Consider the following 26,611-nt stretch of genomic DNA (forward strand, 5'->3'; position numbering starts at 1 on the left):
GACGCTTCCTTTGTACTCACCCTCTCGGGCTTTCCTCCGGGCGCTTCCCTTCGGTATTTCGTGTTTCCAACCTTACCAGATCCGTTTTCCGTTCCGTTCCCGGTTCGGATTTCATTTCCGGTGGCCGTTGGAGGGCCTTTGCCTTTCGGCTGATCCGACTTTATCAGAAGTTTTTGGCCGGACTGACCGGCTCGAGATTTCCGATTGATCGGGGGTGGCTTCTTGATTAATGAAATTCAAGAAGCAGACAGATGTTAACCGCCGCCGCTGGACTTGTCCAGCTCTAGGCAACTGTTCGAATCTACCTCCCCCGTCCATCCGTGTCAACGGTTTTCTTGGGGCGAGGAGGAGACTAGCAGGTCAGAGAGGCCGTACGCACATCACGCTGCGAGGGGGACCTCGGAGCTGCGGTCGGCTCCGTCCAGGTCTCCCGTTTCACCTGCGCGTGCCGCTCTGCCGCCGAGGACATAGACGTACACAAGGAATGCCAGTTCAGCGGCGATGCCGATGCCGATGCGGGCCCAGGTCGGCAGGCCCGACGGGGTGACGAAGCCTTCGATGGCGCCGGAGACGAAGAGGACCAGGGCCAGGCCGATGGCCATGCCCAGGGCCGCTCGGCCTTCCTCGGCGAGGGCCGTGCGGCGGGTGCGTGGGCCTGGGTCGATGACGGTCCAGCCGAGGCGCAGGCCAGTGCCCGCGGCCACGAATACGGCCGTCAGTTCCAGGAGGCCGTGCGGAAGGACCAGGCCGAGGAAGGTGTCGAGACGGTCGGCCGAGGACATCAGGCCGATGCCGACCCCGAGATTCAGCATGTTCTGGAAGAGGATCCAGATGACGGGGAAGCAGAGGAAGGCGCCCAGGACGAGGCACATCGCGGCTGCCTGTGCGTTGTTCGTCCAGACCTGAGCGGCGAAGGAGGTCGCGGGGTGGCTGGAGTAGTACGTCTCGTACTGGCCGCCGGGGCGGGTGAGCTCGCGCAGTTCGCTGGGGGCGGCGATCGATGCCTGGACCTCGGGGTGCGTGGCGATCCACCAGCCGATGACGGCCGCGAGGACCGTCGACAGGAGGGCCGTGGGGACCCACCAGTGGCGGGAGCGGTAGACCGCCGCGGGGAAACCGCGGGCCAGGAAGTGGGTCACGTCGCGCCAGGAGGCGCGGCGGGTGCCCGTCACGGCGCTACGCGCGCGTGCCACCAGGTGTGTGAGGCGTCCGATGAGCTGCGGGTCGGGGGCGCTGGACTGGATCAGGGACAGATGCGTCGCGGTGCGTTGATAGAGGGTGACGAGTTCGTCGGCCTCTGCTCCGGAGAGGCGGCGTTGGCGGCGCAGCAGGACGTCCAGTCGGTCCCACTCGGCTCGGTGGGCGGACACAAAGACGTCGAGGTCCATCGGGCGGCTGCTCCTCCTACTGCGGCGCGGGGCCTCTCAGCTTGGCAGACTGGCCAGTCCTACGGCAGGGCAGGGAAGGGCGGCGGGCGTGAGTGAGCTTGTGACGGGTGAGGCGGTGGCGCTGGAGCTGCGTCCCGCGAAACTGCCGAGCCGGGCACTGGCGGTGCTGATCGACCTGGTCGTTGCATGGGCCGTCTATCTCGCGGTGACCATCGGGATCCTCGCCTCGACCGCTTCGCTGGACGACGCCGCGGCGGCCGCTGTCGCGGTCGCCACTTTCGTACTCGTTCTGGTCGGCGTGCCCATCGCGGTCGAGACGCTCAGTCATGGGCGGTCGCTGGGGAAGCTTGCGTGCGGGCTGCGGGTGGTGCGGGACGACGGGGGGCCGATCCGGTTCCGGCATGCGTTGGTGCGGGGGGCCGTCGGGGTCGTCGAGATTCTGCTGACGTTCGGGGTCGTCGCCTGCATCGCGTCGCTGGTGTCCGCGCGCGGGCGGCGGCTCGGGGATGTGTTCGCGGGAACGCTGGTCGTGCGTGAGCGGGTGCCCTCGGGGAAGGGGGCGTTCGTTCCTCCGCCGCCGCCGTGGCTTGTGGGGCAGTTCTCCGGGCTTGATCTGTCCGGGGTTCCCGAGAGTCTCTGGCTGGCGATTCGGCAGTACCTCACGCGGATGGGGCAGTTGGATCCGCAGGTGGGCTGGGCGATGGCGGAGCGGCTCGCGTCCGATCTGGTGGAGCGGACGGGGGCGCCCGCGCCGCAGGGCGTTCCTCCGGCGGCCTACTTGGCCGCTGTCGTCCATGAGCGGCAGGCCCGGGACGCGCGGCGGGCCTTCGGTGAGGCGCCGCCGTACGTCGGAGGGGCGGGTGCGTCGGCTCCCCATCCGTATCCGTCTCCGCCGCCGAACGGCTCGGTTTCGCCGTCCGTGCCTTCGGCTTGGCCTTCGCCCGCGCCTGCGTCGTCACCTTCTTTTTCGCCGGTTGCGCCCGCTGCCGCTCCGCCCGTGCCGTCGGCCTCGGCCGTGGATGCGGGCGACGACGCCACGCCTCCCGCCACGGGGTTCGCGCCACCTGCGTAGGGGCACGGGCCGGCGGGTCAGTCGAGGGCTGACGGTGGGGATTCGAGGTGTTCGAGTTCGATGCCGGGGGCCGAGAGGACGACGTCGCCGGTGATGTGGACGACGTGCTGTTCGCCGGTGTCCAGGGCTGTGACCTGGTATTCGTCCACGGTCAGCGGGCCGTTGTCAGTGGCGTGTGCTTCTCTTTTCAGCAGAGCCCAGGACTGGTCGAGGGTGCGGGGAGCCAGGACCGGGTCGGTGAAGGCGACCAGGCGGATTCGGGTCGCGGGGGAAGCCGGGGGGAGGCGCAGAAGACGGGCGATCGCGATGAGGAATGCGGGGGACGTGCCGGAGAAGGCGTGAGCGGGGGCGTTGTTCTCCGTGGCGTGTTCGCCGGTGGGGTCGGTGCGGACCCAGGTGACGCCGTTGAGGGCGGCGGCGCGCACCTGCCAGTCGGCGGCGTGGAGTTCGAGACGGATGGGGCGCCCGCGGTCGTCGAGGGCGAGGTCGACGGAGCCGACGGGGGTGCCTGAGGGGGAGGTTCGTTGGGAGACGTAGCGCCAGCCGGAGGGGCCGGGGGCGCAGTGGAAGTGTTCTTCACCGAGGGGGGTGTGATCGTGCGGATCATGGAGCGAATATCGGCCGCGGGGCATGGGTCTCGGTCCTCGGTCTTGTTCCGGGCGTGAGCTGCTGAATCTCTGACATGGGCCTGTGGCCTCTGGCCTCTGGCGTGAGCTGGTGGTCTCCGGTGTGTACCTGGGGCCTTTGATGCGGGCCCGTGGTCTCCGGTGCGCGCCTTGATCTCCGGTGCGCGCCCTTGGTCTCCGGTATACGCCTGTGTCCTCTCCGGCGTGGACCTCTGACTCCTGCCCGGGGCAGGGAGTGGCAGGTCGTGGGGCGTGCGGCGTGCCGTTCGCCCGGCTGGGTCGGCCGTGACGTCGGCATCGGAGTCGGCCGCAAAGGGGCAGGCCCCCGCCGCGGGGGCGAGGGCCTGCTGAAGTGGTACTGACCGGTGGCCAGTTGGCCGTCAGTAGCGGTAGTGGTCCGGCTTGTACGGGCCCTCGACCTCGACGCCGATGTACGAAGCCTGCTCCGGGCGGAGCGTCGTGAGCTTCACGCCGAGCGAGTCGAGGTGGAGGCGGGCGACCTTCTCGTCCAGGTGCTTGGGGAGCACGTAGACGTCAGTCGGGTACTCCTCCTGCTTGGTGAACAGCTCGATCTGGGCCAGCGTCTGGTCCGCGAACGAGTTGGACATCACGAAGGACGGGTGGCCGGTCGCGTTGCCCAGGTTCAGCAGGCGGCCCTCGGACAGCACGATGAGGACCTTGCCGTCGGGGAACGTCCAGGTGTGGACCTGCGGCTTGACCTCGTCCTTGACGATGCCCTCGATCTTCGCGAGGCCGGCCATGTCGATCTCGTTGTCGAAGTGGCCGATGTTGCCCACGATCGCCTGGTGCTTCATCTTGGCCATGTCCGAGGCCATGATGATGTCCTTGTTGCCGGTCGTGGTGACGAAGATGTCGGCCTTGTCGACGACCTCGTCGAGCGTGGTGACCTGGTAGCCGTCCATCGCCGCCTGCAGCGCGCAGATCGGGTCGATCTCGGTGACGATCACTCGGGCGCCCTGGCCGCGCAGGGACTCCGCGCAGCCCTTGCCCACGTCGCCGTAGCCGAGCACGACGGCCGTCTTGCCGCCGATGAGGACGTCGGTGGCGCGGTTGATGCCGTCGATCAGCGAGTGGCGGCAGCCGTACTTGTTGTCGAACTTCGACTTCGTGACGGCGTCGTTGACGTTGATCGCCGGGAAGAGCAGCGAGCCGTCACGGTGCATCTCGTACAGACGGTGGACGCCGGTCGTGGTCTCCTCGGTCACGCCGCGGATCTCCGAGGCGAGCTGGGTCCACTTCTGCGAGCCCTCGGTGATGGTGCGGTTGAGGAGCTGCAGGATGACGCGGTGCTCGTCGTTCTCGGCGGTGTCCACGGAGGGGACCTTGCCGGCCTTCTCGTACTCGACGCCCTTGTGGACGAGGAGGGTGGCGTCGCCGCCGTCGTCCAGGATCATGTTCGGGCCGCCGGTGGGGGTGTTCGGCCAGGTCAGCGCCTGCTCCGTGCACCACCAGTACTCCTCCAGGGTCTCGCCCTTCCAGGCGAAGACCGGGATGCCCTGGGGGTTGTCCGGCGTGCCGTTCGGACCGACCGCGATGGCCGCGGCGGCGTGGTCCTGGGTCGAGAAGATGTTGCAGGAGACCCAGCGGACCTCGGCGCCGAGGGCGACCAGGGTCTCGATGAGGACGGCGGTCTGCACGGTCATGTGCAGGGAGCCCATGATGCGGGCGCCGGCCAGCGGCTGGGAGGCGGCGAACTCCTTGCGGATCGACATCAGGCCGGGCATCTCGTGCTCGGCGAGGGTGATCTCCTTGCGGCCGAAGTCGGCGAGGGAGAGGTCGGCGACCTTGAAGTCCTTGCCGTTGATGAGAGTCATGAGTGAGCTGCTCCTCGTGGATCGATCGAGGGTGGACATGGCTGACCTGCGGCATCGGGCACAGGGGTGCACCGACGCGCGCAGCGCAGTCCGTCGGAGGCCCTCTCTCCCTCGGTCGGTCCGTGCGAGGACCGCCCGACCGCCATCAGCAGCGACGTCTGGCTCACCCACAAAGCTACACCGATTGGCCCAGCAAGCCCCAGCCCGCCTCCAGGTACGTCATCACTGGCACAGAGGCCGTCAGACCCGGACGATATGGGACCTTTGCGCTTTTGATCCTGCGCTTATGTGTTGCAGGATGCCTTGAGATCGGGAACATGTGCGCGATCTTGTTCGGCAAAAGTGTTTGGGCGTTAGGAGATCCACGTGACCAGTCCGGCCGATCCCCCGATAGGCGGGGACAGCAGCGGGCAGAAGAAGCTGAAGCTGCTCGCGGTGACCGCCTGTCCGACCGGTATCGCTCACACGTACATGGCCGCGGAGAAGCTTTCGCAGGCCGCGGAGAGCCTCGGCATCGACATGAAGGTGGAGACACAGGGCTCCATCGGGGCCGAGAACGTTCTGACTGACAACGATGTCAGAGGCGCCGACGGCATCATCATCGCAGCCGACAAGGACGTGGACCGCAGCCGGTTCGTGGGCAAGCGCGTGCTGTCCGTCGGGGTGTCCGAGGGCATCAGCCATCCGGAGCGGCTGATCGAGCAGGTGCGCAGCGCGCCCGTGCACGGCGGAGGTGGTGGCGGGGGTTCCGCCGAGCCGCTCTCCGGCGGTGGCGGGGGCAAGGAGCGGAGCGTCGCGTACAAGGCGCTGATGAACGGCGTCTCGTACATGATTCCGTTCGTGGTGGTGGGCGGTCTGCTGATCGCCATCTCGCTGGCCCTCGGCGGCGATGCCACCGCCAAGGGCTATGTCATTCCGGAAGGCACCTTCTGGGCGCACGTCAACGCCATCGGGGTCATCGGCTTCACGCTGATGGTGCCGATCCTGTCGGGATACATCGCGTACGCGATCGGTGACCGGCCCGCGCTGGTGCCCGGCATGATCGGCGGCTGGATCGCCAACACCGGTTCGCTGTACGACTCCGAGGCGGGCGCCGGCTTCATCGGGGCCATCGTGACCGGCTTCCTCGCGGGCTATCTGGTCCTGTGGATCAAGAAGGTCAAGGTCCCGAAGTTCGTCCAGCCGATCATGCCGATCATCGTGATCCCGATCGTCGCGACGAGTGCGCTCGGCCTCTTCTTCATCTACGTCATCGGCAAACCGATCGCCTGGATCTTCGAGCACCTGACCGACTGGCTCAGTGGCATGACCGGGACGAGCGCGATCCTGCTCGGCGCGATCCTGGGGCTCATGATCGCGTTCGACATGGGCGGCCCCGTCAACAAGACGGCGTTCCTGTTCGGTGCGGGGCTCATCGCGACCGGCAACCAGACCGTCATGGGCATGTGCGCCGCGGCGATTCCCGTCATGCCGCTCGGGCAGGGGCTCGCGACGCTGATCCGCCGCAGGCTCTACTCGCAGCAGGAACGCGAGACCGGTATGGCCGCGTTGTTCATGGGCTTGTTCGGCATCTCAGAAGGTGCCATCCCGTTTGCCGCCGCACGGCCCGCGCAGGTCATCCCCGCCAACATGCTGGGCGGCGCCGTCGCCGGTGCCATCGCCGGTCTGGCGAGCGTGAAGGACGCGGTGCCGCACGGTGGCCCGATCGTGGCGGTGCTCGGCGCCGTCGGTGGCGTACCGATGTTCTTCGTGGCCATCGCGATCGGTTCGGTCGTCACCGCGCTCACCACCGTGACGCTGGTCGACCTCAGCGAGCGCAAGCGGCGCGGCGCCCCGCTGGTCGAGGTGCCGGGCGGGCCCGAGCCGGTGCTCGCCGGGGTCGGGGCGGCCGCGGGTGGTGCGGCGGTCGCGGCGGACGGTCTCCAGAAGGCCACGGGTCCGGCGGCCCCGGCCCCGGCGCCCTCCCCCGAGCCGGCGCCGGAGCCCGCCGACGAGGTCCTCTCCGGCTATCTCACGGAGCAGACCGTCAAGGTGCGGCTCGCGGCGCAGGACAAGGAGGCGGCGATCCGCGAGATGGCCGCGCTGCTCGCCACCACCGGCAAGGTCAAGGACGTCGAGGAGCTGGTGCAGACCGCGCTGCGGCGCGAGGCGCAGGGCACCACGGGGCTCGGCGAGGAGATCGCCATCCCGCACGCCAAGACCGATGCCGTGGCCTCGCCGGTCGTCGGGTTCGCGCGGTCGGCGGAGGGCATCGAGTGGGGCGCGCTCGACGGCACGAAGGCCAAGCTGATCTTCATGATCTCGGTGCCGGAGGCGGCCGCGGGGGACGAGCATCTGCGGATTCTCGCCCTGCTGTCGCGGAAGTTGATGGACACGGGCTTCCGTGAGCGGCTCGAGGCGGCGCCGGACGACGCCGCGATCCTCGACGTACTGCGTGAGGTCCGGTAGGTCCGCCCGTCCCTTCGCGTAACGCAGATGGGGCCCGCACCAGACCGGTGCGGGCCCCATCGACGTACGTACGAAGAAGGCTCAGTGTCCGCCGGGCGCCTTCGCCGGGTTGGTGCCCTGGGCGGCGGCCGACTCGCTGAAGATGTCCGGCTCGAGGTAGATCACGCGGGCGATCGGGACCTCGGCGCGAATGCGCTCCTCCGCGGCGTTGATCGCGGCGGCGACCTCCGCGGCCGTGTCGTCGTGCTGGACGGCGACCTTGGCGGCGACGAGCAGTTCCTCGGGGCCGAGGTGGAGCGTGCGCATGTGGATGACCTTGGTGACCGTGTCGCCGTCGACCAGGGCCTTCTCGATCTTGGCGACTTCCTCGGTGCCCGCGGCCTCGCCGAGCAGCAGGGACTTGGTCTCCGCGGCGAGGACGATCGCGATGAGGATGAGCAGGATGCCGATGCAGAGCGTGCCGATGCCGTCCCAGACGCCGTCGCCGGTGGCGAGGGCGAGGCCGACGCCGCCGAGGGCGAGGATCAGGCCGACGAGCGCGCCGAGGTCCTCCAGGAGGACGACCGGCAGCTCGGGGGCCTTGGCGCGGCGGACGAACTCCTTCCAGGAGAGGTTGCCGCGCAGCGGGTTGGACTCCTTGATGGCGGTCCGGAAGGAGAAGCTCTCCGCGATGATCGCGAACACCAGGACCCCGACGGGCCAGTACCAGTGCTCCAGCTCGTGCGGGTGCTTGATCTTCTCGTAGCCCTCGTAGATCGCGAACATGCCGCCGACCGAGAAGAGGACGATCGAGACGAGGAAGGCGTAGATGTAGCGCTCGCGGCCGTAGCCGAAGGGGTGTTGCGGGGTCGCCTCGCGCTGGGCCTTCTTGCCGCCGAGGAGCAGCAGGCCCTGGTTGCCGGAGTCGGCGAGCGAGTGGACGCTCTCGGCGAGCATCGACGACGAGCCGCTGAAGATGAACGCGACGAACTTCGCCACCGCGATCGCGAGATTCGCGGCGAGTGCCGCGACAATCGCCTTTGTTCCGCCTGACGCGCTCATAAGTGCAGGGTGTCCCTTCGCTTTCGTACGTATCGACCACGCTGCCGGGGCGGCTCTTTGCCCGCCCTTGGCGGTGGGTCATTGTTGCAGCACGAGGGGGCGTGGGGACGTCAGGCCACCACAGTGGCACGGAAAACCGTGCCGACTCCGGACACTTCGGCCTTTTCGCCTGCGGGCACGAAGGCGGACTGTCCGGGCGTGAGCGCCAGTTCGCCCGCGTGGACCGAGCCCGCCGTGCAGAGCAGGATCTGCGGGGTGGCGGCGGTGAGGTCGTGCGGGGCGGCGCCCTCGGGGAGTACGAAGCGGGAGAGCCGGAACTCGTCGATCGGGGTGTCGTAGACCTCTTCGCCGTCGGACGAGGCCTCGGGGCGCAGGACGCCGGGGTCGGTGGCCTCGAAGCGGACGATGCGCAGGAGTTCGGGTACGTCGACGTGCTTGGGGGTCAGGCCGCAGCGCAGGACGTTGTCCGAGTTGGCCATGATCTCGACGCCGAGGCCGTCGAGGTAGGCGTGCGGGACGCCCGCGCCGAGGAACAGGGCCTCCCCCGGCTGCAGTTGGACGTGGTTGAGGAGCATCGCCGCGATGACGCCCGGGTCGCCGGGGTAGTGGTGGGCGATTCCGGCGTACGGCTCGTAGACACCGCCGAGGCGCTGGGCGGCGGCCGTGACCTCGCCGACCGTCTCGGCCATCTGCTCGGGGTCGGCGGTCAGGACGGCCGTCAGGACCTCGCGCAGCGCGGCCTCTTCGGGGTGGGCGCGCAGCAGGTCGGCGTACGGCTTGAGGGAGTCGACACCGAGGCCTTCGAGGAGGGCGGCGGTCTCGGCGGGGTCGCGGAAGCCGCAGAGGCCGTCGAACGGCGTGAGCGCGCAGATCAGTTCGGGCTTGTGGTTGGCGTCCTTGTAGTTGCGGTGCGGGGCGTCGATCGGGACGCCCCGGCGCTCCTCCGCCGCGTAACCCTCCTTGGCCTGGGCGAGGTTGGGGTGCACCTGGAGGGAGAGCGGGGCGCCCGCGGCGAGGATCTTCAGGAGGAAGGGCAGGCGCGGTCCGAACTTGGCGACCGCTTCCTTGCCGAGTTCGTGCTCCGGGTCCGCGTCGATGACCTCGTTGAGCGCGCCGCGCCCGGTGCGCGAGGGCGCGCCCGGGTGGGCCCCCATCCACATCTCGGCCTGCGGCTCACCACTCGGCTCGGCGCCGATGAGCTCCGCGATGGCGGTGGTCGAACCCCAGGCGTAGGGGCGGATGGTGTTGGTGAGGCGGTCCACGGAGGGGGTCTCCCTTACTACGTACGCGAATGCTGGACTGCGATCGGGACGGGTTCGGTCACGATCGGTACGGCCATGACCGGTGTGCGGTCATGATCGGTCCCCCGAGGCGAGCGCCAGGTAAACGGCGGCGAAATCAGTGACGGCGATCAGCTCGGCGAGTGCTTCGAGACCGTCGCCGCTCTCCGGCTCCAGTTCGCTGAGCGCGACGTCGTGGCTGTGGGCGAGTTCGCGGGCGGCGGGCGCCGCGGTGAGCCCTCCGGCGTCGGCGGGCCGGTCGCGGAGCAGCACCACGCGCGCGCGAAGAGCCGCCGGGTCGTCGACGCGGTCGCGGAAGAAGTCGTCGGTGTCGGTGCCGCCCGCCGGATTCCCGGCGAGCAGGGCGCCGTGCGCGGGCAGCGCCTCGGGCAGCTCGGCGGCGAGCGCGGCATGCCCGGCGAGCTCGGCGAGCACGGCGGCGAAGCGACGGCCCGCGGCCCCCGCCGACTGGCCCTCGGTCCAGATGAGCGGCAGCGCTTCGGCGAGCTCGGCGGCGAGCGTCTTGGCGGGGTTGCTGTACGTCGTGATGGCCGGACCGCAGCGTTCCGCGACGGCGTCGAGCCGGTCGGCGACCTTCTGCAGGGCGTCGACCGGGGCGGCGATCAGGCCGGTGCGGTCGAGGAGCACGAGCAGCGGGACGAGCAGCGCCCACAGGGTGCCGGGGGTGCCGGAGGCCGCCTCGTCCTCCACGCGGCGTGCCTCGTACGAGGCGGTGAGCCGGGTGGTCTCGTCGTGCGCGCCCTCGTAGGCGCCGTACGGCGAGGTGGCCATCGGGACGGTCAGGCCGTGGCTGCCCTCCACGCCCTGGGCCAGCGGCGAGCGGGCGGGCGCGACCGCGACGACCGTGCAGCCGCGGCGGTAGGCCTGCTCGGCGAGGAGCGAGAGACCCGGTTCCGAGCCGTCGGGGGTGGCGATGAGCAGCAGGTCGACGGGGCCCACCCAGCCGGGCAGCGCCCAGCGCAGGGCGCCCGCCGCGGGGGCGACGCCCGTCGGGGTCAGCCGGACGACGGGGCAGCCGCCGCCCGCGAGGCCGCCGACGAGGTCGGCGACACAGCCCGCCGCGGTGCCCGGGCCCGCGACCAGGATGGCGCGGGGGCGGCCGTCGGGCTTGAGGTCGGTGAGCCCTGCCTCGGCGGCGTGCCGGACCGCCGTGCGGACGCGGGCGCCTGCCTCGGCGGCGGCGCGCAGCAGACCGCGGCGATCCGCGCGGGCGAGCGCCTCGGGGGCGTCAAGGAGTGACTCGTCGAGCATGGGGCCTCCGATCGCCGTGCGCGGCTTGCTGCCTGTGCTGGTCGTACGCCGTCCCGCGCCGGTCGCACACCGTGGCGTGCTGTCGGGCGGGGCGGCGGGCGCCGCGCCGTTATGCCGGGCGGCGGGCCTCGTCGACCAGGAGCACGGGGATGCCGTCGCGGACCGGGTAGGCGAGACCGCATTCCTTGGCGTCCGCCGTGCAGATCAGCTCGGTGTCCGTCTCCTTGAGGGCGGCGTGACAGGCCGGGCAGGCGAGGATCTCCAGGAGGCCGGCTTCGAGCGGCATGGGGTGGGTCCCTTCGAGCTGAATGGGTGGGGTTCTCATTGGGGTTCTCACGCTGCCGCGGGGCGGGATTCCGGGCGGAATCCGTGCTGGGGCGGCGCGGTATGCGGCCTGGTCAGCCTACCTCCGCACGGGGCGCGGCGCGGGGGTGCGGAGGGGGTCGGGCCCTTTGGCCGCGGGCGGACCGACTCAGGTCCACCGGCAGCACGGGCAGGCCGACCCAGGTCGCCCCGCCCGCACCGGTGCCGACGTCAGCCGCGGATGATCGCCAGTGCCTCGTCCCGCACCTTGGCCATGGTCGTCTCGTCCCGCGCCTCCACGTTCAGGCGCAGCAGGGGCTCCGTGTTGGACGCGCGTACGTTGAACCACCAGTCGGCGGCGGTCACGGTGAGGCCGTCGAGCTCGTCGAGGGTCACGCCCTCCTGGCCGTCGTACGCCGTCTTGATCGCGGCGAGGCGCGCGGTCTGGTCGTCGACCGTGGAGTTGATCTCTCCGGAGCCCGCGTACCTGTCGTACTGCGCGACGAGCGCGGACAGCGGGCCCTCCTGGCCGCCGAGGGCCGCGAGGACGTGGAGCGCGGCGAGCATGCCCGTGTCCGCGTTCCAGAAGTCCTTGAAGTAGTAGTGCGCGGAGTGCTCGCCGCCGAAGATCGCGCCGGTCTTGGCCATCTCCTCCTTGATGAAGGAGTGGCCCACGCGCGTGCGCACGGGCGTGCCGCCGTTCTCCTTCACGACCTCCGGGACCGACCAGGAGGTGATGAGGTTGTGGATGACGGTGCCCTTGCCGCCGTGCTTGGCCAGTTCGCGGGATGCGACCAGGGCGGTGATGGCCGACGGGGAGACTGGGCCGCCGTTCTCGTCGACCACGAAGCAGCGGTCCGCGTCGCCGTCGAAGGCGATGCCGAGGTCGGCGCCCTCCTCGCGCACCCGCTTCTGCAGGTCCACGATGTTCGCCGGGTCCAGCGGGTTGGCCTCGTGGTTCGGGAAGGTGCCGTCCAGCTCGAAGTACATCGGGACGAGGTCGAGGGGCAGTCCCTCGAAGACGGTGGGGACGGTGTGCCCGCCCATGCCGTTGCCCGCGTCGACGACGACCTTGAGGGGGCGGATGGCGGTGAGGTCGACCAGGCCGCGCAGGTGCGCCGCGTAGTCGGTGAGGGTGTCGCTCTGGGTGAGCGTGCCCGGGGTCGCCGCGCTCTCGGGGGCGCCGGACTCGCTCCAGCCCTCCACCAGGGCGCGGATCTCCGCGAGGCCGGTGTCCTGGCCGACCGGGGCGGCGCCCGCGCGGCACATCTTGATGCCGTTGTACTGGGCGGGGTTGTGCGAGGCCGTGAACATCGCGCCCGGCAGGTTCAGCGCGCCCGACGCGTAGTACAGCTGGTCCGTCGAGCAGAGGCCGATCTCCGTGACGTCGACGCCGCGCGCGGCCGCACCGCGCGCGAAGGCCCGCGAGAGGCCGGGCGACGAGGGGCGCATGTCGTGCCCGACGACGATCGCGTCCGCCGCCGTGATCTGCGCGAAGGCCGCCCCGAACAGCTCGGCGAGCGACTCGTCCCACTGGTCCGGGACCACCCCGCGGACGTCGTACGCCTTCACGATCTGGGACAGATCAGCAGTCACGGCCAACCCTCTCTACGGTTCTGCTAGCTCAGCGAGTACGGAGAGTTCTCCCCGGTCACCACAAAACTACCTGTTGCGGCCGACAGCGGGCCGAGCCTCCCTGGAAGCGGTCTCACGGCAGCATCCAGCCGAGCACCGCCGTGCTCTGGGCCACCACGATCAGGCACATCACCAGGAGCAGTCCGAAGCTCCACGGCAGCACCTTGCGCAGCAGATCGCCCTCTTTGCCGGCGAGCCCGACGGCGGCGCACGCGATCGTCAGGTTCTGCGGGGAGATCATCTTGCCGAGTACGCCGCCGGAGCTGTTGGCCGCAGCGAGGAGTTCCGGAGAGAGCCCGGACTCCTTGGCCGCGGTCACCTGGAGGGCGCCGAACAGCGCGTTGGCGGAGGTGTCGGAGCCGGAGACCGCGACGCCGAACCAGCCGAGCACCGGTGACAAGAAGGCGAGGCCCGCACCGGCGGCCGCTACGTAGTGCCCGATCGTGGCGGCCTGCCCGGAGAGGTTCATGACGTACGCGAGGGCCAGGACGGAGGTCACGGTGAGGATCGCGAAGCGCAACTCGTGGACGGTGGCGGCCCATTCGCGTACCGCCACGCGCGCGTGCACCCCGATGACCGCGGCCGTGCCCACCCCGGCGAGCAGCACCAGCGTGCCGCCCGTCGCCACGAGCGGCAGCGAGAAGACATTGCCGCCGACCGGCTCCCCCGAGGGGTTGCCGACGTCGAGGAAGGGCCAGTCGAAGGTGCGGGTCGCCTTCGCGAGGAAGTCCTTGACGGCGGGGATCTGGGCGAGGGAGAAGATGGCGACGATCAGGGCGTACGGGGCGTAGGCGCGCAGCACTTCGGGGCGCGGGTCGTCGTGGTCGAGGTCTTCGCTGCGTACGCCGGTGAGGACCGCGGCGCGGACGGGCTCGGCGGCCGGTCTGCGCGCGGCGGGCACCGCCACCAGAGCGCCCGCGCCCGCCAGGGCCGCCCCGATGTCGGCGAGTTGCGCGGAGACGTAGTTGGAGGCCGCGAACTGGGCGGCGGCGAAGGCGAGTCCGCAGGCCAGGGCGGGCACCCAGGTCTCGCGGAGCCCGCGCCGCCCGTCGACGAGGGCCACCAGGAGCAGCGGCACGACGAGCGCGAGCAGCGGCGTCTGGCGGCCGACGACCGTGGCGACGGTGTCCAGCGGAAGGCCCGTCACCTGGGCCAGCGTGACGACCGGGGTGCCCATGGCCCCGAAGGCCACGGGCGCGGTGTTGGCGACGAGGGCGACGACGGCTGCGCGCACCGGGTCGAAGCCGAGGGCGACGAGCATCACCGAGCAGATCGCGACGGGCGCCCCGAATCCGGCGAGCGCCTCCAGGAGTGCCCCGAAGCAGAAGGCCACGACGAGCGCCTGGATGCGGGGGTCGTCGGAGAGCCGTCCGAAGGAGCGGCGCAGGATGTCGAAGTGCCGGGTGCGGACCGTCATCCGGTACACCCACAGGGCGTTGACGACGATCCACAGGATGGGGAAGAGGCCGAAGAGGGCCCCTTGTGCGGCGCTGGACGCGGTCTGGCCGAGCGGCATGTCGTAGGCGAGCCAGGCGACGAGGACGGCGACCGCGAGCCCGATGAGCCCGGCCCGGTGGGCCTTCATGCGGGCGGCGCCGAGCAGGACGAGGACGGTCAGGAGGGGCAGGGTCGCGACGAGTGCGGACAGGCCGAGCGAGTCGGCCACGGGCTCCAGTTGCTGCACGAACACAGGGACGCCTCCCGAGCTGTGGGGTGGCGAAATCGTCGTGGCCTGATCAAACAGGCGTCAACGTGCGGGACGGAGAAGATCCAGTGAAGGCCGGTCGGGGAGCCTGCCGGGATTCCGCTTCCGGAGAGACTGCCGCGGTTCCTTTTCCGGAGAGACTGCCGGGATCTCGTTTCCGAAGAGACTGCCGGAGCTTCGGTCAGGTCAGGACTCGGGTGAGCGCAGCACCCGCAGATGGCCGCGGCGTGCGACCTCCATCGGGTCCGCCGTCCGCGCTCCGCCGCCGGCCGCCTCGGCCGCGCGCTCCTGCGGGCGGGCCGCCTCGCGCACGGCGTTGGCGAGCGCTTCGAGGTCGTCGCCGCTGGGGCGGGCCGGTCCCGACGCGTCCGCGAGCCGGACGACCTCCCAGCCGCGGGGCGCGGTGAGGCGCTCGGAGTGCTCGGCGCACAGGTCGTAGCAGTGGGGTTCGGCGTAGGTGGCGAGGGGGCCGAGGACCGCGGTCGAGTCGGCGTAGACGTACGTCAGCGTCGCGACGGCGGGACGGCCGCAAGCGGTGCGCGAACAGCGACGTACAGGGCTCACGACGTTGGACGGTACCGCACTCTTGAGCGGGCCGCGACGACTCTCCACGAGCTCACCCCACCGTGTCGTGCCGTGGCCCGCGCTGCGAAGTGCCGCGCAGCCGCCTCGTTGACCTGCGGAGACGCCAGTGGCCACGGAGGCGGGCGGTATTGAATCCGGTCACCACATGGCGTGAATCACGTCATTTGTCGCGAGGTCGACGGTCCTGGAGAGATATGGAAACGAGCCCAAGCTTGGCCGGAATGGTCAGGAAGCGACATGCCGTGCACCGAGCGGAAAGGGCGATCTCGGGGACTACCCTTCATCAGTGATGGACGACCCCGTGCAGCCCCGCTCAGCAGACCCGAGGCCCCGCCGCCGCGACCGCCACGGCCGGGGCATGCGCGGCCCCGTCGCGCCGCCCCAGGTGCCGCTCTCGGCCAGCCGCGCCGAGGCCTTCACCGACCTCGTGCAGGACTCCGTGGAGCGGCTCGAGCGGCGCTGGCCGCAGCTCGCGGAGATCGACTTCCTGGTGCTCGAGGTGCCGCCCCTGGGCGGTTCCGACGGGGCCGACGGGGAGTGGCGCGACGAGGTGGTGCCGTTGGGCGGCACGATCTCGGCGGCCGATGACCGGCCCGCCCGCGTCGTGATCTACCGCCGCCCGGTGGAGATCCGCACCAAGGGACGCGACGAACGCGCCGCCCTCGTGCACGAGGTGGTCGTCGAGCAGGTCGCCGAACTGCTCGGCCTGTCCCCGGAGTCGGTGGACCCGCGCTACGGCGACGAGGAGTAGCCTCCGCCGTCCCGCGCGCGGGGACCCCATTTCTGAGGTGCCGTCATTTTCGCGGCACCCTCATGCCTACGGCACTCTCACGTCTACGGCACCCCTCATGTCTGCGACGACATCACTTCTGCAGCACTGACAGGTCCCGCTCCGCCTCCGGCACCGCGACCGTCCCCCGGTCGTCCGGCAGCGTCTGCACGGTGAACATCGGGATGCCGTCCTGCGGGCGCTCCAGCATGCGCGATCCGTAGACCTCGCCGCCCGACACCGACTCCACGGTGAGGGCGTACGCCCCCTTGAGTCCGTCCGGCACCGGCGGGTGCGGGACCGCGAGGGTCGTGCCGCCCTTGACCGTGTACGTCTTCGAGGCCGACGAGCCGCCTTCGGTGCCCGCCGACGCCGTGATCTTCACCTTCGCCGACTTGCCCGGGGCCACCAGGGAGAGCGTGGAGCCCTTGGCGCGGTTGTCGGCGACCGTCGCGCGCGTGCCGATCGCGTTCGTTGCCGGGATGAACGCCGTCTCCTGCTTGCTGCCCTTGCCGCGCGTGACGCGCAGCGCCGCCACCACCGGCACCGAGGTGTCCGTCGGCGTCAGGAGCAGCGAACCCGCCTCGCCCTTGGTGAGGTCGCCGAGGTCGACGGCGGCCGTCATGCCCGCCTTCACGTGCAGGTTCTCGTGGCCCGCCGGGGTGATCGTGCCGTTCGGCGAGGCCAGTTCGACCTTCAGGTCCGCGTCGTCGGAGCCGGGCGCGAGGGCGACCAGGCGCACCGACGTGGCGTCCTTGGGGATGCCGGGCAGCACCAGGCTGCCTGCCGGGTCGGACGACGGGGGCAGCCAGTCGCCGCCGAGCTTCTCGTCGGAGGACTGCACGGCGGCCGCGACCCGGCCGCTGCGCGCCGTCACATGCATCGTGAGGTTCGTGTACGGCTTGCCGACGAGCGTGGACAGGAGCACCGGGACGCTGGAGTGCGGCTGGACCTGGATCGCCTCGCCCACCTCGGCCTTGACGACGCCGTCGGGGCCGTAGAGCTGGACGTCGACGACGGCCGCCGAGTCGTCGGGGTTCGTCAGGTGGATGTAGTCGCTGCGGTCCTTGGCGGTGCTCACGCCCGGGAACCAGAAGTCCGTGTCGGGCGCCGTGCAGTTGGTGCCCTGCACACCGCGGCCGCTGCCCGCCGCGTACGTCGTGGTCTGCTGCACGGTCCAGCCGGGGGCGAGGCCGCCGTCCGCGGTGCCGATGAGCGCGGGCGACTCGGCGCCCGACTCCTCACCCGCCACCGGCTCGCCCGGCGCCTTCTGCGTCAGGAACGGCTTGGCGTTCTTCTTGTCCTGCGTCTTGGCCACGTCCGTCAACGCCCTGCTCACGGGCAGCAGTTCCGCCTCGCCCTTGCCCTCGGCGCCGCTCGACTTGGGGGTGAAGGCGGTGTACGAGGTCTCGGCGAGGTCGGAGGCGCTGGGCACCGGGCACAGCAGGCTGGTGCGCTCGACGGGCAGCCGCGCCGCGGACTTCGCTCCGTCGTCGCCCGTGCCGTCCGGGCCGCTGGACATGGCGTACCCGGTGACGGCGCCGAGCGCGACGACCACGGCGATCAGGGACTGGGTGGTGCGGTTCACTGCTGGCTCCCGTCGGGGCGCTCACTGTCGGTGCCGTGCGGCGGCTGCGGGGGCAGCGGCGGCATCGGGGGCTGCTGCTGGCCGTACGCGGCGTCGTAGGACTGCCCGTACTGCTGATCGCCGCCTCCGTAGGCACCGCCCGCCCCTCCGTAGGAGGCGTACGGGTCGTACTGGCCGCCCTGGTGGGCGTCCGCCGGATACGACGGCTGCTCGTACGTCCCGGCCGGATACTGCCCGCCCTGGTACTGCTGCTCGCCTCCGTACGTGCCGTGCTCGGCGCCCGCGTGTGCCGGGGCCTCCCACTCCTCGTACGACTGCTGCTGCGGGACCGCGGCAAGGGCCTCCTCCGAAGGAGGAGGCGGTACGTCCTGGCCCGCCTCCTGCGCGGCCTGCTCGCTCTGTGCCCGCAGCCTGCGCGCCCTGCGGCCCTCGCCGTCGACGGCCTGGGCCGGGACGACGGGCTCTTCGGGCAGGTCGTCGTCGACGTCGCGACGGCGTCCCGGCAGGGCGAGCACCACCAGGACGACGGCGAGCGCGCCCTGTGCCCACAGCCAGCCCGTGTGGCTCACCGGGGTCTCGAAGGTGACGTCGAGGCGGCCGCCCGCGCCGGGCAGTTCGAAGCCCTGCGCCCAGCCGTCCACGGTGACCCGGTCGAGCGGGCGGCCGTCCAGGGTGGCCGTCCAGCCGGGGTCGGCGGAGTCGGCGAGCCGCAGGACGCGGCCCTGGTCGCCGGAGGGGATCTTCGTGTGCAGTTCGACCGGGCCCGCGGCGACCGGCTCCGGGTCGCCGGACTTCGGGACGACGGCGGCGCGGGAGACCTGCCGGTCCACGCGCCACAGGGCGCTGCCGTCCTCCTGGCTGAGCCGGGTCAGCCCTGGCGTCGCGTCCAGGGTGCGGCTCATCTGGCGGGGCGCTCCGTCGCGTACGAGGACGTAGCGGACCGCGAAGCCGCCGAGCTGGTCGGCCTGGTCGGCGCCGGAGCCCGCGATGAGGCGGGCGACGATCTTGTCGAGCTTGTCGTCCGTGGCGGCGGCCGCGGCGAGTTCGGCGTCACCGAGGCGTGCGCCCGAGCCCCGTACGAGCGAGTACGAGACCTTGGCGGCCGACTCGCTGTCCAGGACGAGGGTGCGGGCCTGGTCCTCGGTGCCGCTCTCCTCGGCGACGAACGCGGGCACCTGCACCGGATCGCGCCGCTCCAGGGGGCCGTCGGCGCCGCGGATCATCCACCCGGCGGCGACGAGCAGCGGCCCGGCGGCCGCCGCGAACGCGATGAGCGCCGCGACCGGCTGACGCCAGCCGAAGCTCTGCTCGGCGACACGCGCGCGTGCCCCGTCGGCGCCGAGCGCGGCCGCCGCGAGGAGCGCGATGCCGTATCCGAGGGTGGCGGGTCCGGCCCAGGCCGAGCCGTTCGACAGGACGGCGAAGACCAGCGAGACCAGGGCGACGGCCCAGGCGGTGCGGACGGCGAGCTGTCGCTCGCCGCGCAGCAGGGCGCCGAGTGCGGCGAGCACGATGCCGATGAGCAGCAGCCCGGCCACGGTGCCGGGGCCGCCGGGGCTGCCGCCGAGCAGGTCGAGTGCGGACGCGGAGCCGCTGCCGAACTCCAGGCCCGCTTCCTGGAAGAAGCCGAAGGGCAGCAGCGAGAGGGACCACGGCGCGAGCACGAGCAGCGGGGTGCCGAGCGCGGCGAGGAAGCGCAGCCCGTAGGCCGTGATGTCGGCGTGGCGCAGCACGAGGAGGCCGAGGCCGAGCACCAGGGCGATCGGCCAGACGATCGGCGTGAAGGCCGTGGCGATGGTCAGCAGCAGTGCGTACGCCCAGGTGGCGCGCCAGGTGCCGCGCGTGCCCTCCGTGGCCGCCAGGCCGCTGGCCGCGATGCCCGCGCGCGCGATGAGCGGCAGCAGGACGGCGAGGACGGCGGTGCCGATACGGCCGCCCGCGAGCGCGCCGGTGGCGGCGGGCAGGAAGGCGTACGCGACCGAGGCCCAGGCCCGCAGCAGCCGTGACTGGACGAGCGGGCGGGACGCGAAGTACGCGGCGAACCCGGCGAGCGGCACGGAGCCGACGAGCAGCACGGTGACCGCGAGCCCGGTGGAGCCGAACAGGAGCGTGGACAGGCCCGCGACGAGCGCGATGTAGGGCGGCGCCGCCTGGGTGCCGCCGGTGCCCACGGGGTGCCAGCCGTCCAGGTAGCGCGCCCACAGGTCCGAGGAGTCGGCGGGTGCGGGCAGCAGCGCGCCGCCCGCGAGCGCACCGCTGCCGAGCAGGGCGCGGCAGGCGATGAGCGAGACGAAGAGCAGCACTACGAAGAGCATCGGTCCGGGCTTGCGGGCGATGCGCTTGAGCCGGGCGAACTGCTCGATCTGCAGGAAGTCCGCGTCGTCGCCGCCCGGCCCCGATTCGACGGCGCCGTGCCGTCCGGCGCCCGAGGGGGCCTCCGGGTCGGAGCGGCCGACGAGGCTGCCCGCCGCCTGTTCGACGGTGGCGCGCACAGTGGCGCCCGGCGGCGGGAACAGCGGCCGCATCTCGCCCGCGTCGACGGCCGGCTTGCCGCGCGTTTTACGGGCGCCGAGGATCCGCCCCGGCCGCAGCAGCGTGGCGAGGAGACCGGCGATCTCGTCGAGAGCCTGTCCCGGTGCCTTGCCGACGAGATACGCGACGGTGCGCAGGAGCGTGCCGACCACGAGCCGGACGAGGACCCAGGGCAGCACGGCCGTACGGGCGTTGACGAGCAGGGTGTACGCGGCGCCCGCCTTGTCGACGCGGTGCGGCGACGTCGCCGTACGGCCGACGCAGTCGACGGTGCGGCGCTCGCGCGAGGACGCCTCGGCGTGCCGCACGACGGCGTCGGGGGCGACGAGGACGCGGTGCCCCGCGGCGTGCGCGCGCCAGCACAGGTCGACGTCGTCGCGCATCAGCGGCAGGCGCCGGTCGAAGCCGCCGAGCTGTTCGTAGACGTCGCGCCTGATCAGCATTCCGGCGGTGGACACGGAGAGCACGGGGCGTACGTGGTCGTGCTGGCCCTGGTCCTGTTCGCGCCGGTCGAGGCCGGTCCAGCGGCGGCCGCTGTGGGCGATGGAGACGCCGACTTCGAGGAGCTGCCTGCGGTCGTACCAGCCGCGGAGCTTGGGGCCCACGACGGCGACGTCGTTGCCGAGTTCGTGTTCGTTCTCGACGACGCGGAGCAGTTCGGCGAGGGCGTCCGGCTCGGGCGCGCAGTCGTCGTGCAGCAGCCAGAGCCACTGCACGGGCTCGCCGTGCGGCAGCTCCGGCATGTCGTACGCGTCGTCGCGCCAGGACCGGCTCACCGGGTCCCAGCCGCTGGGGCGCTTCAGATACGGCAGCTCTTCGGGGGTCAGCACCCCGGCGGTGCGGGCGGCCTCGTCGACGGCGGTGCCGAAGCCGGAGCGGCGTGCGAGGTGCAGCACGCGGTCGGCGCCGAGTGCCTCGGTGACCAGGCGGGCGGAGTCGTCCGCGCTGCCGGTGTCCGCGGCCACCGCGTTCTGCACGGGCCGCTCCTGGCCGAGCAGCCCGGCCAGGGCGTCGGGCAGCCAGCGGGCGCCGTCGTGGGAGACGAGGACGGCGGTCACGACGTGCCGCGGGAACTCAGGGGCGGCAGCGTCGTGGTGGGCTGCCGAATGGCTGTGCACGGACATCGAGGTACGGGCCCCGGTTCGATGGACTGCGGTGGACGCCTGCGCCCTGCGGGGGCGCTGGGGTGTCTCGGACGGGGCCCCACACTAACGGCTGGCACCAGGACGGCCCGCCGCCTGTGGATAACCCACGGGTGACGGGCCGTTCGTTGCGCATTGATTGAGGGAGGTGTGTGCCGAATTGGCCGGGCGGCACGCGTCGTCGGGGGCCGGTCTGTTCACATGCTTCCTTGACCTACGCGCGCGTGGAGCGTGCGCGGGCGCGTCCGCGTCAGACCGCTGCCTTCTTGAGGCGGCGTCGTTCACGTTCCGACAGGCCGCCCCAGATGCCGAAGCGTTCGTCGTTGGCGAGTGCGTATTCGAGGCATTCGGAGCGGACTTCACAGGCGAGGCAGACCTTCTTGGCCTCGCGCGTGGAGCCGCCCTTCTCGGGGAAGAAGGACTCGGGATCGGTCTGGGCGCACAGCGCGCGCTCCTGCCAGCCGAGTTCCTCGTCCGCGTCCTCGACCAGCAGTTCCTGAACCAGCTCGGTCATGTGCGCCCCTCGTCTGTCTGTGCGTCCCCGTCGTGCTTGCCGTTACCGATTTCGGCTGAACGACACGAGTGAAATTACAAGTGTGCCGATCCGGGCCAGTCAAGCCGAGATCTGCTATTGGGCCCCTTATTCACTCTGCGGAACCAAGGCTATGCGGAAAGTGTTCAAATCGGCATAAACCCTGACACTTGCCAGCGGCCCATCCGGCACCGCCTTCCAGCGGGCCCCAAGAGGTCCCAAGAGGTCCCACAAAAGAGGACGTCGATGTTTGAGTGCCGGTTGCTGCGCCATGTGTCCCCTGCGGCGAGTGCACAAACCTTTCGCCTGAGAGAACAACCGGATGAGGTGAAACATATCCCACATTGCGGACATCGAGTTGACACCGAAGGTGTGAGCCGGTGTCCTGGTGGGCATGCTCGCGAACCTGGCTCTTTCGATGACCCGCACCAGCGGGTCCATCGGTGCTGCCCACGCGCGCTGTTGCTGTTCCTGCTCCAGCTGTTGAGTCCCTCCAGCTGTTGAGCCGCTTCTCCCGCTCCACATCTCCCGCTCTTCACGCCTCTCCCTGCGCTCCACCTTCCTTCGCGACACCCCAGCACTCACACGTTGAGGAACCACCGCACGATGAACAGCGACAGCGACCTCCAGATCGCCGGCGACATCCTCGAAGTCCCGCACCTCCTGCAGCCCGCCCGCGAGCACCCCGCCACCGTGGCCGAGTTCGTCGGCCTCGCCCGCACCATCGCCGCCGACCGCTCCCAGTGGGCACACCTCGTCCAGTACGACGCCACCAGCCGCTGGTACCACCGCCTCAAGACCGGGCCCGGCTACGAGGTGTGGCTGCTCTCCTGGGTGCCCGGACAGGGCAGCGGCCTGCACGACCACGGGCGCTCGTCCGGCGTACTCACCCTTCTGGAGGGCGAGTTGACGGAGCGCACCGAGCGGGGCACGCGGGCGCTCGGTGCGGGCGCGCAGCGCGTCTTCGCGCCGGGGTACGTCCACGAGGTCGTCAACGACTCCCTCGAACCGGCCGTCAGCCTGCACATCTACTACCCCGGCCTGACCGAGATGCCGATGCACGCCGCCCAGTGCGCCGCCGCCGTCGCGCCGGACGCCGCGGAGGATGTCGTAACCGCCTGACAGACTGTCGTACCCGCCTGACATGCTGGGCACATGCGCATTGTGGTTCTGGCCGGCGGCATCGGTGGTGCCCGATTCCTTCGCGGGCTCAAGAAGGCCGCGCCCGACGCGGACATCACGGTCATCGGCAACACCGGTGACGACATTCACCTGTTCGGGCTGAAGGTCTGCCCCGACCTGGACACCGTGATGTACACGCTCGGCGGCGGCATCAACGAAGAACAGGGCTGGGGACGTACGGACGAGACGTTCAAGGTCAAGGAAGAACTCGCCTCGTACGGTGTCGGACCCGAGTGGTTCGGGCTCGGCGACCGGGACTTCGCCACGCACATCGTGCGGACGCAGATGCTGGGCGCCGGATATCCGCTCAGCGCCGTCACACAGGCGCTGTGCGAGCGGTGGCAGCCCGGCGTGCGGCTCATCCCCATGTCCGACGACCGCGTCGAGACGCATGTGGCCGTGACCGTGGACGGCGAGCAGAAGGCCGTGCACTTCCAGGAGTACTGGGTGCGCCTGCGCGCCTCCGTGGACGCGCACGCCGTCGTGCCCGTCGGCGCCGAGCAGGCCAAGCCCGCGCCCGGCGTCCTCGAAGCCATCGCCGAGGCCGACGTCGTGCTCTTCCCGCCGTCCAACCCCGTGGTGAGCGTCGGCACCATCCTCGCCGTGCCCGGCATCCGCGAGGCCATCGCCGAGGCAGGCGTGCCGGTCGTCGGGCTCTCCCCCATCGTCGGCGACTCCCCCGTGCGCGGCATGGCCGACAAGGTGCTCGCCGCGGTGGGGGTCGAGACCAGCGCCGCCGCCGTCGCCGAACACTACGGAAGCGGGCTGCTCGACGGCTGGCTCGTCGACAGCGTCGACGCGGGTGTCGTGGAGCGGGTGGAGAGCGCCGGGATCCGGTGCCGGGCCATTCCGCTGATGATGACCGACGTCGACGCCGCCGCCGAGATGGCGCGGGAGGCGCTCGCGCTCGCCGCGGAGGTGCGGGCGTGACCGCCGCGCCGTCCTACCGCGTCTGGGCCGTGCCCGGGCTCCCCGAGGTGCGGACCGGCGACGACCTCGCCAAGCTGATCGCCGCCGCCGAGCCGGGGCTCGCCGACGGGGACGTACTCCTCGTCACCTCCAAGATCGTCAGCAAGGCCGAGGGGCGCGTCGTCCGGGCGGACGACCGCGAAGCCGCCATCGACGCGGAGACCGTGCGGGTCGTGGCGCGACGCGGGCCCCTGCGCATCGTCGAGAACCGGCAGGGCCTCATCATGGCCGCGGCCGGGGTCGACGCCTCCAACACGCCGTCCGGGACCGTGCTGTTGCTGCCCGAGGACCCCGACGCCTCGGCCCGTGCCGTACGGGACGGTGTGCGCGCGGCGCTGGGAGTCGACGTCGGCGTCGTCGTCACCGACACCTTCGGGCGGCCCTGGCGGTCCGGGCTCACCGATGTCGCCATCGGTGCGGCGGGCGTGCGCGTGCTCGACGATCTGCGGGGCGGCGTCGACGCGCACGGCAATCCGCTGAGCGCCACCGTCGTCGCCACCGCGGATGAACTCGCCGCCGCGGGCGACCTCGTCAAGGGCAAGGCCGCGGGGCTGCCCGTCGCCGTGGTCCGTGGGCTGCCGCATGTCGTGGGCGACGGGCCGGACTCCGCGGACGAGGGGGCCCGGGCGTTGGTGCGTGGTGCGCGCGACGACATGTTCCGGCTCGGGACGTCCGAGGCGGTACGGGAAGCGGTGACGCTGCGGCGGACCGTGCGCGAGTTCACCGACGAGGAGGTCGACCCCGGGGCCGTGCGGCGGGCCGTGGCCGCGGCGGTGACCGCGCCCGCGCCCCATCACACGACGCCCTGGCGTTTCGTCCTGCTCGAGTCCGCCGCTTCGCGGGTCGAACTGCTCGACGCCATGCGGGACGCGTGGATCGCCGATCTGCGGCGGGACGGGAAGTCGGAGGAGTCCATCGCCCAGCGGGTGCGGCGGGGCGATGTGCTGCGCAAGGCGCCGTATCTGGTGGTGCCCTGCCTGGTGATGGACGGGGCCCATACGTACGGGGACGCGCGGCGGGATGCGGCCGAGCGGGAGATGTTCGTGGTCGCGGCGGGCGCGGGCGTGCAGAACTTCCTGGTCGCGTTGGCCGGGGAGCGGCTCGGCTCCGCGTGGGTTTCTTCGACGATGTTCTGCCGAGGTGTCGTCCGGGAGGTTCTGGGGCTTCCGGAGTCCTGGGATCCGATGGGTGCGGTTGCTGTGGGGCATCCGGCGGTTGAGCCTGCGGCTCGGGCCGGGCGGGATCTGGAGGGCTTCATCTCCGTCCGGTGACTGGTCCCCCCGGGGCCTTGGGGTTCGTTTTCGGGCGCGGGCGTGCGGGGGCTTGTCGCGCAGTTCCCCGCGCCCCTTACGGGGCGCTCACAGCGCCGCGATGTTGCCCCTCGGCATTCGGGGTTCTCTGCGGGGCGGGGTTTTGCCGCTCAGGAGGATCAGGCGGGTCGCTCGGTGGCGTTGGCCCTCGTACGGGGTCAGGAGCCTCAGCATTTCCGCGTCGTCCGCGTTGCGGTTGTCCGCCAGGGCGTGGCCGATGATGCCGGGGAGGTGGAGGTCGCCGACCGTCACCGCGTCGGGGGCGCCGTTGCTGCGCTGGACCGTTTCCGCCGAGGTCCAGGGGCCGATGCCGGGGATCAGTTCCAGGCGGGACTGGGCCTGGAGCGGATCCATCGACGCCGCTTCCTCCAGGCGGGAGGCCCGCGCGACCGCGCGCAGGATCGTGGACGCGCGCTTGTTGTCCACCCCCGCCTTGTGCCACTCCCATGAGGGGATCAGGGACCAGGTGCGGGGGTCCGGCATCACATGCATGCGGGCCTTGGCCGGGGTCGGGCCCGGGGCCGGTTCTCCGTACGTACGGACCAGGAGGCGCCAGGCCCGGTAGGCCTCGTCCGTGGTGACCTTCTGTTCCAGGATCGACGGGATCAGGGATTCGAGGACCAGGGACGTACGGGTCAGGCGCAGGCCCGGGCGGCGGTGTGCCGTCGCGGCGACCAGGCGATGCCGGGGCTCGAAGGCGGCGGGGTCGTCCAACTCCCCCAGCATCGCGGGGAGTTGATCCAGGAACCAGGCCGCTCCCTGGCCCCACGCCTCCGCCTCGACCGCCCCCGCACGCAACGCGACACGCAGCGTTCCGGGGCCCTCCGGGGTACGACTCGCCCGCCAGACCGAGCCGTCCGGGGTGGTACGGAAGGTCGGGTCGGCCGGACCGCGCCGCAGCGGCCCCAGAGTCAGGCCCAGGTCCAGGGGGTGAGGCGGCCGCCAGACCCGGGTCAGGGACGCCGTGACCCGCCGAGCAACACCCACCGGCACGGCCGCCTCGCCACCGCGCACCGAAGTACGGGTGGGACGCGGGGCGAAACGGGACGACATCTGCACGAGGGTAGGCGACGCGGGGGGCCGCTGGGGCGGATACGGGTCCGCGGGGACGGGGGCGGTTACCGGTCCGGCTGACCGGGGCGGCTACCGGTCCCCGGCTGACCGGGACGGTCACTGGTCCGAGGGGCGGGGCGGATACTGGTCCGCGCGGACCAGTGCGGTCACCGGCCGGAGAAGACCGGGCCAGACACCGGCCCGAGCGGCCGACGTCGGTCACGGCGGTCCGAGGAGACCAGGCCAGACACCGGTCCGGACGGACCAGCGCAGACACCGACCCGAGCAGGCCAGCGCGGTCACCGGCCCGGACGGGCCGAGGCGGTCACCGGCCCGGGCAGACC

20 protein-coding genes are annotated in these 26,611 nt (G+C 71.5%); 6 read left to right on the forward strand and 14 right to left on the reverse strand.

Annotated features, from left to right (window positions below):
* Positions 1-380: 380 nt before the first annotated feature.
* Complete coding sequence (locus ACFWZ2_RS34595) at positions 381-1,388, reverse strand: stage II sporulation protein M (protein WP_384552559.1); 1,008 nt, start codon at positions 1,386-1,388, stop codon at positions 381-383.
* A gap of 88 nt (positions 1,389-1,476) precedes the next feature.
* On the opposite strand from ACFWZ2_RS34595, the gene ACFWZ2_RS34600 reads away from it, so the two are divergent.
* Complete coding sequence (locus ACFWZ2_RS34600; protein ID WP_384552560.1) at positions 1,477-2,460, forward strand: RDD family protein; 984 nt, start codon at positions 1,477-1,479, stop codon at positions 2,458-2,460.
* Between the two features lie 17 nt (positions 2,461-2,477).
* On the opposite strand, the gene ACFWZ2_RS34605 is transcribed toward ACFWZ2_RS34600, so the two are convergent.
* Together ACFWZ2_RS34605 and ahcY are read right to left on the reverse strand one after the other, a co-directional pair.
* Positions 2,478-3,092: a hypothetical protein gene (locus tag ACFWZ2_RS34605; protein ID WP_384552562.1), complete on the reverse strand. Its 615-nt coding sequence runs from the start codon at positions 3,090-3,092 to the stop codon at positions 2,478-2,480.
* A 374-nt stretch (positions 3,093-3,466) separates the two neighbouring features.
* The gene (gene ahcY, locus ACFWZ2_RS34610) at positions 3,467-4,921 is read right to left on the reverse strand and encodes an adenosylhomocysteinase (RefSeq protein ID WP_384552564.1); all 1,455 of its coding nucleotides are present in this window, start codon (positions 4,919-4,921) and stop codon (positions 3,467-3,469) included.
* Between the two features lie 366 nt (positions 4,922-5,287).
* Between ahcY and ACFWZ2_RS34615 the strand changes: the two genes are divergently transcribed.
* Entirely contained in the window at positions 5,288-7,369 is a 2,082-nt protein-coding gene (locus tag ACFWZ2_RS34615) for a fructose-specific PTS transporter subunit EIIC (RefSeq protein WP_384552566.1), read from the forward strand.
* Positions 7,370-7,450: 81 nt separating this feature from the next.
* Here ACFWZ2_RS34615 and ACFWZ2_RS34620 read toward each other — a convergent pair whose 3' ends face one another.
* The 7 genes from ACFWZ2_RS34620 to ACFWZ2_RS34650 form a co-directional block, all read right to left on the reverse strand.
* Positions 7,451-8,410 carry a cation diffusion facilitator family transporter gene (locus ACFWZ2_RS34620; RefSeq protein ID WP_384552567.1) on the reverse strand — a complete coding sequence of 320 codons (960 nt, stop codon included), beginning with the start codon at positions 8,408-8,410 and terminating at the stop codon, positions 7,451-7,453.
* 110 nt (positions 8,411-8,520) lie between these two features.
* A complete protein-coding gene (gene manA / locus ACFWZ2_RS34625) occupies positions 8,521-9,672 on the reverse strand; it encodes a mannose-6-phosphate isomerase, class I (protein ID WP_384552569.1) in 1,152 nt (383 codons plus the stop codon).
* Between the two features lie 90 nt (positions 9,673-9,762).
* Positions 9,763-10,962, reverse strand: a complete 1,200-nt coding sequence (locus ACFWZ2_RS34630; protein ID WP_384552571.1) for an SIS domain-containing protein — start codon at positions 10,960-10,962, stop codon at positions 9,763-9,765.
* A gap of 109 nt (positions 10,963-11,071) precedes the next feature.
* Positions 11,072-11,248, reverse strand: coding sequence for a Trm112 family protein (locus ACFWZ2_RS34635; RefSeq protein WP_384552573.1), 177 nt, complete (start codon positions 11,246-11,248; stop codon positions 11,072-11,074).
* A gap of 248 nt (positions 11,249-11,496) precedes the next feature.
* The gene (locus ACFWZ2_RS34640) at positions 11,497-12,861 is read right to left on the reverse strand and encodes a phosphomannomutase/phosphoglucomutase (protein WP_384552575.1); all 1,365 of its coding nucleotides are present in this window, start codon (positions 12,859-12,861) and stop codon (positions 11,497-11,499) included.
* Positions 12,862-12,973: 112 nt separating this feature from the next.
* Positions 12,974-14,590 (reverse strand): L-lactate permease, encoded by a 1,617-nt coding sequence (locus ACFWZ2_RS34645; RefSeq protein ID WP_384552577.1) that lies wholly within the window; start codon positions 14,588-14,590, stop codon positions 12,974-12,976.
* 201 nt (positions 14,591-14,791) lie between these two features.
* Positions 14,792-15,217: a DUF3499 domain-containing protein gene (locus tag ACFWZ2_RS34650; RefSeq protein WP_384552579.1), complete on the reverse strand. Its 426-nt coding sequence runs from the start codon at positions 15,215-15,217 to the stop codon at positions 14,792-14,794.
* A gap of 262 nt (positions 15,218-15,479) precedes the next feature.
* Here ACFWZ2_RS34650 and ACFWZ2_RS34655 point away from each other — a divergent pair, with 262 nt between their 5' ends.
* Complete coding sequence (locus ACFWZ2_RS34655; protein ID WP_384552645.1) at positions 15,480-15,941, forward strand: metallopeptidase family protein; 462 nt, start codon at positions 15,480-15,482, stop codon at positions 15,939-15,941.
* A 112-nt stretch (positions 15,942-16,053) separates the two neighbouring features.
* Here ACFWZ2_RS34655 and ACFWZ2_RS34660 read toward each other — a convergent pair whose 3' ends face one another.
* The 3 genes from ACFWZ2_RS34660 to ACFWZ2_RS34670 all read right to left on the reverse strand — a co-directional run bounded on the left by ACFWZ2_RS34660 (position 16,054) and on the right by ACFWZ2_RS34670 (position 21,735).
* The gene (locus tag ACFWZ2_RS34660; RefSeq protein ID WP_384552581.1) at positions 16,054-17,547 is read right to left on the reverse strand and encodes a DUF5719 family protein; all 1,494 of its coding nucleotides are present in this window, start codon (positions 17,545-17,547) and stop codon (positions 16,054-16,056) included.
* Positions 17,544-21,203: a glycosyltransferase family 2 protein gene (locus tag ACFWZ2_RS34665; RefSeq protein ID WP_384552583.1), complete on the reverse strand. Its 3,660-nt coding sequence runs from the start codon at positions 21,201-21,203 to the stop codon at positions 17,544-17,546. The genes ACFWZ2_RS34660 and ACFWZ2_RS34665 overlap by 4 nt, the downstream gene beginning before the upstream one ends.
* A gap of 268 nt (positions 21,204-21,471) precedes the next feature.
* On the reverse strand, positions 21,472-21,735 hold the full coding sequence (locus tag ACFWZ2_RS34670) for a WhiB family transcriptional regulator (RefSeq protein ID WP_016642094.1): 264 nt from the start codon (positions 21,733-21,735) through the stop codon (positions 21,472-21,474).
* A gap of 624 nt (positions 21,736-22,359) precedes the next feature.
* Here ACFWZ2_RS34670 and ACFWZ2_RS34675 point away from each other — a divergent pair.
* Genes ACFWZ2_RS34675 through ACFWZ2_RS34685 form a run of 3 tightly spaced genes read left to right on the forward strand, consistent with a single transcriptional unit; the run spans position 22,360 to position 25,175 of the window.
* Positions 22,360-22,875 carry a cysteine dioxygenase gene (locus ACFWZ2_RS34675; RefSeq protein WP_384552585.1) on the forward strand — a complete coding sequence of 172 codons (516 nt, stop codon included), beginning with the start codon at positions 22,360-22,362 and terminating at the stop codon, positions 22,873-22,875.
* A 33-nt stretch (positions 22,876-22,908) separates the two neighbouring features.
* Positions 22,909-23,865 (forward strand): 2-phospho-L-lactate transferase, encoded by a 957-nt coding sequence (gene cofD, locus ACFWZ2_RS34680; protein WP_384552586.1) that lies wholly within the window; start codon positions 22,909-22,911, stop codon positions 23,863-23,865.
* The gene (locus ACFWZ2_RS34685) at positions 23,862-25,175 is read left to right on the forward strand and encodes a coenzyme F420-0:L-glutamate ligase (RefSeq protein ID WP_384552587.1); all 1,314 of its coding nucleotides are present in this window, start codon (positions 23,862-23,864) and stop codon (positions 25,173-25,175) included. Before cofD ends, ACFWZ2_RS34685 begins: the two co-directional genes overlap by 4 nt.
* An 87-nt stretch (positions 25,176-25,262) precedes the next feature.
* On the opposite strand, the gene ACFWZ2_RS34690 is transcribed toward ACFWZ2_RS34685, so the two are convergent.
* The gene (locus ACFWZ2_RS34690) at positions 25,263-26,267 is read right to left on the reverse strand and encodes a DNA-3-methyladenine glycosylase family protein (protein ID WP_384552588.1); all 1,005 of its coding nucleotides are present in this window, start codon (positions 26,265-26,267) and stop codon (positions 25,263-25,265) included.
* Positions 26,268-26,611 lie beyond the last annotated feature (344 nt).

This window comes from Streptomyces sp. NPDC059002, assembly GCF_042740435.1.
Classification (GTDB): Bacteria; Actinomycetota; Actinomycetes; order Streptomycetales; family Streptomycetaceae; genus Streptomyces.